Origin of the sequence: Lentzea sp. JNUCC 0626 (assembly GCF_043632865.1) — a bacterium.
In the GTDB taxonomy this organism is placed as follows: Bacteria; Actinomycetota; Actinomycetes; order Mycobacteriales; family Pseudonocardiaceae; genus Lentzea.
In genome coordinates this window covers 2,937,473-2,944,575 of the sequence record NZ_CP171635.1, presented here as the reverse complement: position 1 = coordinate 2,944,575, position 7,103 = coordinate 2,937,473, and the positions used below count along the sequence as shown (strand labels likewise).

Annotated in this window: 11 protein-coding genes; 5 read left to right on the top strand and 6 right to left on the bottom strand. The window is 67.6% G+C overall.

The window, feature by feature from the left end; all coding sequences use genetic code 11:
• The first annotated feature begins 23 nt into the window (after window positions 1-23).
• On the top strand, window positions 24-629 hold the full coding sequence (locus JNUCC0626_RS13240; RefSeq protein WP_394620021.1) for a hypothetical protein: 606 nt from the start codon (window positions 24-26) through the stop codon (window positions 627-629).
• Between the two features lie 54 nt (window positions 630-683).
• On the opposite strand, the gene JNUCC0626_RS13235 is transcribed toward JNUCC0626_RS13240, so the two are convergent.
• From JNUCC0626_RS13235 to JNUCC0626_RS13220, 4 genes are read right to left on the bottom strand one after another with little or no spacing between them, the layout of a single operon-like run.
• The gene (locus tag JNUCC0626_RS13235; protein ID WP_394620020.1) at window positions 684-926 is read right to left on the bottom strand and encodes a helix-turn-helix domain-containing protein; all 243 of its coding nucleotides are present in this window, start codon (window positions 924-926) and stop codon (window positions 684-686) included.
• Complete coding sequence (locus tag JNUCC0626_RS13230) at window positions 856-1,152, bottom strand: hypothetical protein (RefSeq protein ID WP_394622290.1); 297 nt, start codon at window positions 1,150-1,152, stop codon at window positions 856-858. The genes JNUCC0626_RS13235 and JNUCC0626_RS13230 overlap by 71 nt, the downstream gene beginning before the upstream one ends.
• Before the next feature lie 57 nt (window positions 1,153-1,209).
• Window positions 1,210-2,433, bottom strand: a complete 1,224-nt coding sequence (locus tag JNUCC0626_RS13225) for an FAD-dependent oxidoreductase (RefSeq protein WP_394620019.1) — start codon at window positions 2,431-2,433, stop codon at window positions 1,210-1,212.
• Window positions 2,430-2,873 (bottom strand): nitroreductase/quinone reductase family protein, encoded by a 444-nt coding sequence (locus JNUCC0626_RS13220; RefSeq protein ID WP_394620018.1) that lies wholly within the window; start codon window positions 2,871-2,873, stop codon window positions 2,430-2,432. The genes JNUCC0626_RS13225 and JNUCC0626_RS13220 overlap by 4 nt, the downstream gene beginning before the upstream one ends.
• A gap of 47 nt (window positions 2,874-2,920) precedes the next feature.
• On the opposite strand from JNUCC0626_RS13220, the gene JNUCC0626_RS13215 reads away from it, so the two are divergent.
• Window positions 2,921-3,403 carry a MarR family winged helix-turn-helix transcriptional regulator gene (locus tag JNUCC0626_RS13215; protein ID WP_394620017.1) on the top strand — a complete coding sequence of 161 codons (483 nt, stop codon included), beginning with the start codon at window positions 2,921-2,923 and terminating at the stop codon, window positions 3,401-3,403.
• A gap of 31 nt (window positions 3,404-3,434) precedes the next feature.
• Here the strand turns inward: JNUCC0626_RS13215 and JNUCC0626_RS13210 are convergent, their stop codons facing one another.
• Both JNUCC0626_RS13210 and JNUCC0626_RS13205 read right to left on the bottom strand, forming a co-directional pair.
• Window positions 3,435-4,178 carry an ANTAR domain-containing protein gene (locus tag JNUCC0626_RS13210; RefSeq protein ID WP_394620016.1) on the bottom strand — a complete coding sequence of 248 codons (744 nt, stop codon included), beginning with the start codon at window positions 4,176-4,178 and terminating at the stop codon, window positions 3,435-3,437.
• 247 nt (window positions 4,179-4,425) lie between these two features.
• Window positions 4,426-4,851: an ATP-binding protein gene (locus JNUCC0626_RS13205; RefSeq protein ID WP_394620015.1), complete on the bottom strand. Its 426-nt coding sequence runs from the start codon at window positions 4,849-4,851 to the stop codon at window positions 4,426-4,428.
• A 172-nt stretch (window positions 4,852-5,023) separates the two neighbouring features.
• On the opposite strand from JNUCC0626_RS13205, the gene JNUCC0626_RS13200 reads away from it, so the two are divergent.
• Genes JNUCC0626_RS13200 through JNUCC0626_RS13190 form a run of 3 tightly spaced genes read left to right on the top strand, consistent with a single transcriptional unit; the run spans window position 5,024 to window position 6,820 of the window.
• Window positions 5,024-5,890, top strand: a complete 867-nt coding sequence (locus tag JNUCC0626_RS13200) for a helix-turn-helix transcriptional regulator (protein ID WP_394620014.1) — start codon at window positions 5,024-5,026, stop codon at window positions 5,888-5,890.
• A gap of 28 nt (window positions 5,891-5,918) precedes the next feature.
• Window positions 5,919-6,305, top strand: coding sequence for an Atu4866 domain-containing protein (locus JNUCC0626_RS13195; RefSeq protein ID WP_394620013.1), 387 nt, complete (start codon window positions 5,919-5,921; stop codon window positions 6,303-6,305).
• A complete protein-coding gene (locus JNUCC0626_RS13190) occupies window positions 6,302-6,820 on the top strand; it encodes a nuclear transport factor 2 family protein (RefSeq protein WP_394620012.1) in 519 nt (172 codons plus the stop codon). Before JNUCC0626_RS13195 ends, JNUCC0626_RS13190 begins: the two co-directional genes overlap by 4 nt.
• The last annotated feature ends 283 nt before the right edge of the window (window positions 6,821-7,103 follow it).

The window sequence follows — 7,103 nt, the reverse complement described above, 5'->3', positions numbered from 1 at the left end:
CGTGAACATGAGGAGGAATCACGGTGCGTACCATCGGTCGCCGGATCTCGATCATCGCCTGCACCACGGCACTCGCCAGCCTTGCCGCTCTGCCCGCTCTAGCAGCAGCCCCGCCCGTTCCGGCCATCCCCGCGCTGGGGGCGGTGGCCACGCTGAAGCTCACGGCTCCGGGCGTCGAGATCAGGATCGGTGCGAAGACGGAGAAGGTCGACCTCAGCGGTGACATCGTCGTCCGCGTCGTCGCGGGGGAGACCGATCCCCTCAAGGCGGTGCGCCTGCGTGTGCTCGACCTGAATCTCGCGGGCAAGCTGCCCAAGGGTGACGTGTCGATCAGGCCGGACACCTACGACGCTGCGGCCGCGGGTGAATTGCGGCTCAACACGGCCGTTCCTCCGACGTTGACGCACACGCTGTCGCTCAGCCTGCGGGTGACGGTGAACCAGCCCGATGTCAGCCCGGAGCCGCTGGTGCTGTCCACGAAGGACGCGGCCAAGCTGGTCGGCACGCTGAAGAAGTTCCCGCCGACCGGTGAAACCCACCAGTTGCAGAACCCGGTCGACCTGGTCAACACCGCGAAGCCGAACGCCACGGCCGCCGTGATCGCCAAGTTCGCGCTCATGGTCGGCTGATCATGCGGGGGTGCCCGGACTTCGCGCGCCGGATCCCGGGCACCCCCGTGCACCTCAGTCGCGGCCGAACGTGAAGGACCTGCGGTGCTCACGAGGGGACACGTTCGTGGCCCGCCGGAACTGCACTCGCAGGTTGGTCGCCGTTCCCAGCCCGACTCGACGGGCTATGTCCTCAACAGACAGTTCTGAGGTCTCCGGCAGTTCTTTCGCTCTCGCGATGCGCTGATCACGCAGCCAGGCCAGCGGTGAAAGGCCGACTCTCTCGCAGAACCGCCGGTGAAATGTCCTCTCCGACATGGTCACAGCCGCGCGTCGGCGTATCCGGCACGACCACCGTGCGTGCTCGGCGCAGCAGTTCGAGCCCGCCGTCCGGAGTCACCGTGGTCCCGCCGGCCACTCGAACCGGGCCACCCCCGATCGTGACCGTCACGAGGTCGTACGCCTCGGGCGCTTCCCTGCCGAAGACGTGAATCGGGATCGCGTAGTCGAGCGGCAGAACGTCGTCCAGCAGAACGACCACCATCCGATGCCGAGCCAGGGCGGGATCGTATTGTTGCGCAGCGAAACCGCCAACTCGGGATCACGACGAGACGCTGTCGGCGATCGGCAGCAGCCGCGGCGGCCGTGGGCCGTAGGCGTTGGCGGAAGCGAGAATCCGGCGAACGCCCGGTATCGCCGTGACGTACCGGAGCAATGCGGGTGGAGCGATCGCCTTGCCCTTGGCCCTGGCGGAGGCGATGCGTTGTTCGGTGCGCACCTGCTGGGCCTGAACTCTGCGGATCGAGGGCTCCCGTTCAGCCTGGATCGCGGCGAGCACCTCGTCGGACGCCGGATTGCCCGTGCGGAGTGCGGGGACGAGGTGGTTGGCGGCGGCGACCGCGTCCTGGATGGCCATGAGGATGCCGTTGCCGCCGACCGGGGAGATCACGTGCGCGGCGTCGCCGATCAGGAGCAAACCCGGTTTCCACCAGGACGTGACGCGAGAGATGTCCACCGACAGCAAGGTGGTCTGCGTGAAGTCCTCCAGCAGGTGGACGCGGTCGGCGAGCCGCGGGATCTGGCCGGCGACGAACCGGCGGATCGGCTCGACCCCCTCGTCACGGGCAGCCGGGTAACCGCCTTTGGGCAGCGTGTAGCCGACCTGCCACCCGGCGGTGCCGGCGAGCAGGCCGACGTAGTGGTCACGGCCGAAGTAGAGGTCGACGTCCGCGTCGGGTGGGTCCGTGTCGCGCCGGGGAAGGCGGAACCACAGGAGGTCCGTGGCCGCGCCCAGGGAGTGGGCGGGCTGGGCGGCCAATTTGCGCAGCCGGGAGAACCTGCCGTCGGAGCCGACGGTCAGCGCGGCGGGCAGGTCGTGGTTGCCCGTGCTGTCGCGGTACCGGACACCTCGTACCTCACCCTTCTCGGCGGTGAGCAGATCGGTCACGGTGCATCCGGTCATGACCCGGCAGCCGGGCAACGCCTGGACCTGCTCTGAGAGGAAGTCGAGAAACCGCGCCTGCGGCATCAGCGCCACGTAGTTGAAAGGCGAGCGGAGCTTGCCGTAGTCCGCGGCGGTGATGGTCGCGCCGGGAACGTGAAACCGAAACAGGTGAGCCTTGTGATGGGGCAACGACAGCAGTTGCCCGGCGAGGCCGAGTTGATCGAGCAGTTCCAACGTGTACGGGTGCAGCGAGTCGCCGCGGAAGTCCCGGTCGAAGTCGCGGTGCTTCTCCAGCAGGGAGACGGAGATCCCCGCGCGTCCCAGCAGGTAGGCGAGCACCATGCCACCCGGTCCGCCACCGGCGATCACGCAGTCCGTCATGAGCCACCGTCCAGGCGGAACACCGCCATCTCGCCGAGATGGCGTTCGATCTCGGTCGTGGAGGAGCCTGGCGCCACCGGGAAAGCCCGCAACGCCCACGGCGCTTTCACGGCGGACAGGTAGACCGACACCACGACCGCGGCCTCCTCACCCTCCACGGGAACGGCACTTCTCGACTGCTGCTCGCCACCGGCCAGAAGGATGCACTCGACGCGTGCACGAAGGTTTCGCACCCAGTCACGCCGCCGATCCGGGCAGACGAGGTACTGGCGGCCGCTGACCTGGGTCAAGCCGAGCGGCGTGCGGTGAGGCCTGCCCGACCGCCGCCCGCGTATCTCCACCACCCGCAGCCCGTAGCCGTCGTCGGCCACGGGCTGTGCGGGGTTGACCAGGATCTGCTCGATCATCTGCGCGTTGAGCTCGCTAGAACTTCTAGTCACCTTCTCGACGATACTCTTTAGCTAGAAAATCTAGCTACCATGACCGGGTGAATCACGACAAACCTCGCGAAGTCGCTCTGGCGGTACGGCGGATGCTGCAGGCGGGGCGCGAGATGCAGGCCGCGATGGCGCGTCGCCTCGGCGTGCGCATCACCGACGTGCAGGCGGTCGACCAGGTGGTGTCGGCCGATTCGCCCCTCGGCACGGTCGAGCTCGGCGACCGGCTCGGCATCCGCTCCGCCTCGGCCACGGTCCTGGTGGATCGGCTGGTCAGTGCTGGACACCTCACCCGGTCTCCGGACCCGCACGACCGCCGCCGCGTCGTGCTCGGCGCCACCGATCACGCTCGCGGCGAGGTGCGGCAGGCGCTGACGCCGTTGCTGCGCGAGATCACCACCATCACCGACCGCCTCGACGACGACCAGGTCGTGACAGTGCTCGGGTTCATGGAGGAGCTGACGGTGGCCTTGCGCGAGTACGCCGCCGGAGAGGAACCGTCGCAAATCGTCGATCGATCCTCAACCGACTGATCTCGCCCTTGCGTGGCTGAGCCTTGAGCGGTCATGTGCGCATCACGGATGCGAGGAGGTTGGCAGCCACGACGCGGAGTTTGACGTTGTCGCGCTGCGAGTTGTGCACGAGCTTCGCGAACGCTTCGTCCGCGGTGCAGGAGTGCACGGCCATCAGCACACCTTTCGCCTGATCGATCACCGCTCGTGAGCTGAGCGCACGCTCGAGTTGCTCTACCTGCTTCTTGGAGTGTTGCCAGCGCTGTGCACTGGTGATCGCCGCCGAGACGGCGGTGGTGAACAGACGCAGGAGTCCTTCGTCGAACGGGTCGAAGGCCGTGGCGATGTAGCTGTAGACGCTCAGCGACCCGACGTGCCGCGCTTCGCTGTCGTCCACCGCGGGCAGCACCACGGGGACGGACAGGTACGCGCGGACTCCGAGTTCCGCTGCCGCCGATTCGAACTCCGGCCACAGTTCGCGGTGCTGACCGACCTCTGCCCGGACCGCATCGAGGAGCTTCGCGGATTCCACGCTCGGTCCGCGACCGGCGCTGTGCTGCTTCTCGTCGATGTCCGCCAGACGAGAGTCCGTGGTCGCCGCCGTGCGGTGCTGGTCATCCGCCACCACCGAGACGGTGACCGCGTCGGCGTCGGGGATCGCCCTCGCCGCGGTCTCCGCCAAGCGTTGCAGTGCCTGGTCGAGCGGCTCCTCGCCGGTGAACGCCTCACGGAGGGCGTTCAAGGCCGCGGTGGTCTCGTCCAGACGCGTCAAGGGGGTCGGACGATCGTCGTTCAACGACATCGATGGTGGAGTCGCGTCGCCGGCCATTCCGCAGTGCCCCTTCGTCGGGAGTGGGAGTCCACGGCGCCGGCTGCTTGACGCACGTTGGGGCATCGTACGGTGCCGGTGATGTTCGCGGTCGCGTGCGGGGGAGTCGAACCGGACCGGCGGCGGGTGCTGTGAGTGCTCAACCTCCCGCGCCGGTTCGGCCCGGCCCACGCTGTTGTAGGCCTACCGTGGAACGCGTGCGCACGGCGATCACTCAATACCCCGCCCATTCTTGGCCCACACTTCTGCGAGGCGGCAGTTTTCGACGGAGCACCGCTACCATAAGGGTGAATTCGGCCCACACCGTTTTCCCGTTCTCGCGGACGTTCTGTCCCCACGCAGCAGCCAGTGTGCCGATCAACGTCAGCCCTCGCCCGCCGTGAAAGTCCGGGGTGCGGGCATGAGCCGTGGTCGTGCTGCCGTCATCCACTTCGAGCCGAAGGGAATCCGCCTGTCGTCTCAGGCGGATCGCCCTCGGCGTCGATCCGTGCCGCAAGGCGTTCGACACCATCTCGTCAGCAACGATGATCAGGTCCTCAGCCTGCTCCGCGTGCAACTCGCGCTCGAAAGGTTCTAAGAGCTGCCTGAATGCCTCGCCGGTTCCCCCGCGAGCCTGGATCAGCAGATCGTCGTTCACCATCGCGTTCTCCCATCGCCCGGCTCATGAAATGCGGGTTTCGCACACGACGACCTATGTGGACAGTCTGTTGTCTCGACGGCTTCCCTGCGGGCTCAGCCGGGGTGCAGCGCACCCAGGAAACCTCCGCGGACTCGACCTACGCTCGACGTGATCGAGTCCCGAGGAGACCGACATGCCGGACGAGAACCCGTCGCTGACCGCAGGTCAGAACGACAACGCGCTGGGGCGTTTCCTGCGGTCGCGGAGGGAGGAGCTGACGCCAGGCGACGTCGGTCTGCCCACGACCGGGAGGCGCCGGGTCCCCGGCCTGCGCCGGGAGGAGGTCGCTGTCCTCGCCGGGCTGAGCACCGACTACTACACGCGCCTCGAGCGCGGCCGCGAGTGTCGCCCGTCGAGCCAGATCGTCGACGCGATCAGCCGGGCGCTCGGGCTGCGAGAGGACGAACTGAGGCACCTCTACCGGCTCGCGCGCCTTGATCCGGCGGTCGGTGTCGCGAGCCCCTCTCGCACCGTCTCGCCCGGCGTGCGGCGGCTGATGGAAGGGTGGACCTCCTACCCCGCCATGGTGATCGACCGAACGCTGGACGTGCTGGCGCGCAACCAGTTCGCCGCCGAGTTGCACTCCGGGTTCGCTCTCACGGACAACCTGGTGCGCATGACGTTCCTGGATCCGTTCGCCCACCGCTTCTTCACCGAGTGGGACCGCGTGGCACGGGAAACCGTCGGGCACCTGCGGCTGGCGACCGGGCATCAGCCGGGTCTGCCCCGCCTGCACGAACTGGTTTCCGAGGCGAGTGCGGCCAGCGAACGCTTCCGCTCGCTGTGGGAGCGCCACCACGTCCTCGGGAAGACGAACAAGGACAAGCTGTTCAGCCATCCTGCCGTCGGCGAACTCCACCTGTTCTACGAGACGTTCGACATCAGCTCCGCACCCGGCCAGCAACTCGTCGTCTACCACGCCGAGCCCGGCAGCCCCAGCGAGGACGGCCTGCGCCTGCTGGGCAGCCTGGCCGCGACCAGTCACCAGAACCGCCACTGAGTCCCGTCGTCCAGAGGAGTCCGCGAACGTGACCACCTTGTCCCTGACCGCCCGGTCCTGCCTGGTCCTGTTCCTGGCCGCGGTGAACGCGTGTGCCGCGTCAGGCCGGGACGACGATCGACCACAGTCCTCGTCCGAGTCGCAATCACACCCGTACATCGGTATGTGGGTGACCGCCGAAAACCACATCCGCCAGGAACTGCTCCCGAACGGCCGCTACGACGAAGCCCGGGGCGAACGCCAGAGCGCTTACACCGGCTCCTACCGGATTTCCGGCAACCGGATCTTCTACGTCGACGACACCGGATTCAGCGCAGACGGAGAGTTCGACGGGGACGTGCTCAGCCACGGGGGATACCTGTTCTACCGCGAGGGCAGCGAGGCACACTCCCAGGCCGAGGAGGGAAACCGATGACCGCGCACACCAGGAGGTGGCTCCTGGCAAGCGGAGCAGCCGCCGGTGCCACGATGCTGTCCGAAGTGACCGTAGGAGCGTCACCTGAACGGGACCACGGCCCGCAGCACGCCGTTGCTGCGCAGGAAAGGCGCAATCGGGCTGAGGTCACCAAGGCGTTCGCACGGCAGAACGTCGGCGGCAGTGTGTACGACGTCCTCGACGACGATGTCGAGTGGACGATCGTCAACGGCAGCACGTACACGTCGAAGTCCGAGTTCCTCAGCCAGGGCGCGGCTCCGATCCTGGACCGCCTGTCGTCCCCGCTCGCCATGACGATCCGGGACCTGTGGACCCACAGGGACGTCGTGATCATCCACTTCGACGGTGACGCGACCGCGCTCGACGGAAAGCCCTATCGCAACGAGTACTGCTGGATCTGGCAGCTGAGGAACGACAAAGTCGTGCGGTGCAACGCTTTCCTGGACTTGGTCGTCATCAGGGAGCTGATCGACCGCGTCGACCTCGATCGATGACCAAGGCCATCGGGCGGGGGACCGCTGCCGGAGATCCGCACGCCGCCGTCCAGGCTCTGTTGCGCGGGTCGGTACGCCGAGTGCGGTGTCGCGGCTGACGAGGCCACCGAGCCGGGTGCCGGCCTCTAGGCCGGTAAATGCACACCGGGGGGTGCGTGCCGGATGTGGGCCGCCGCAGCGCGACCGGCGGACCGCAGGTCAGCTGGACTTCTCGGATTTGGAGTTCGTCTGGGCGGTGAGTCCTGGTGAAGAGGTTCAGGTATTCGCCGTTGTCAGGCGCGCG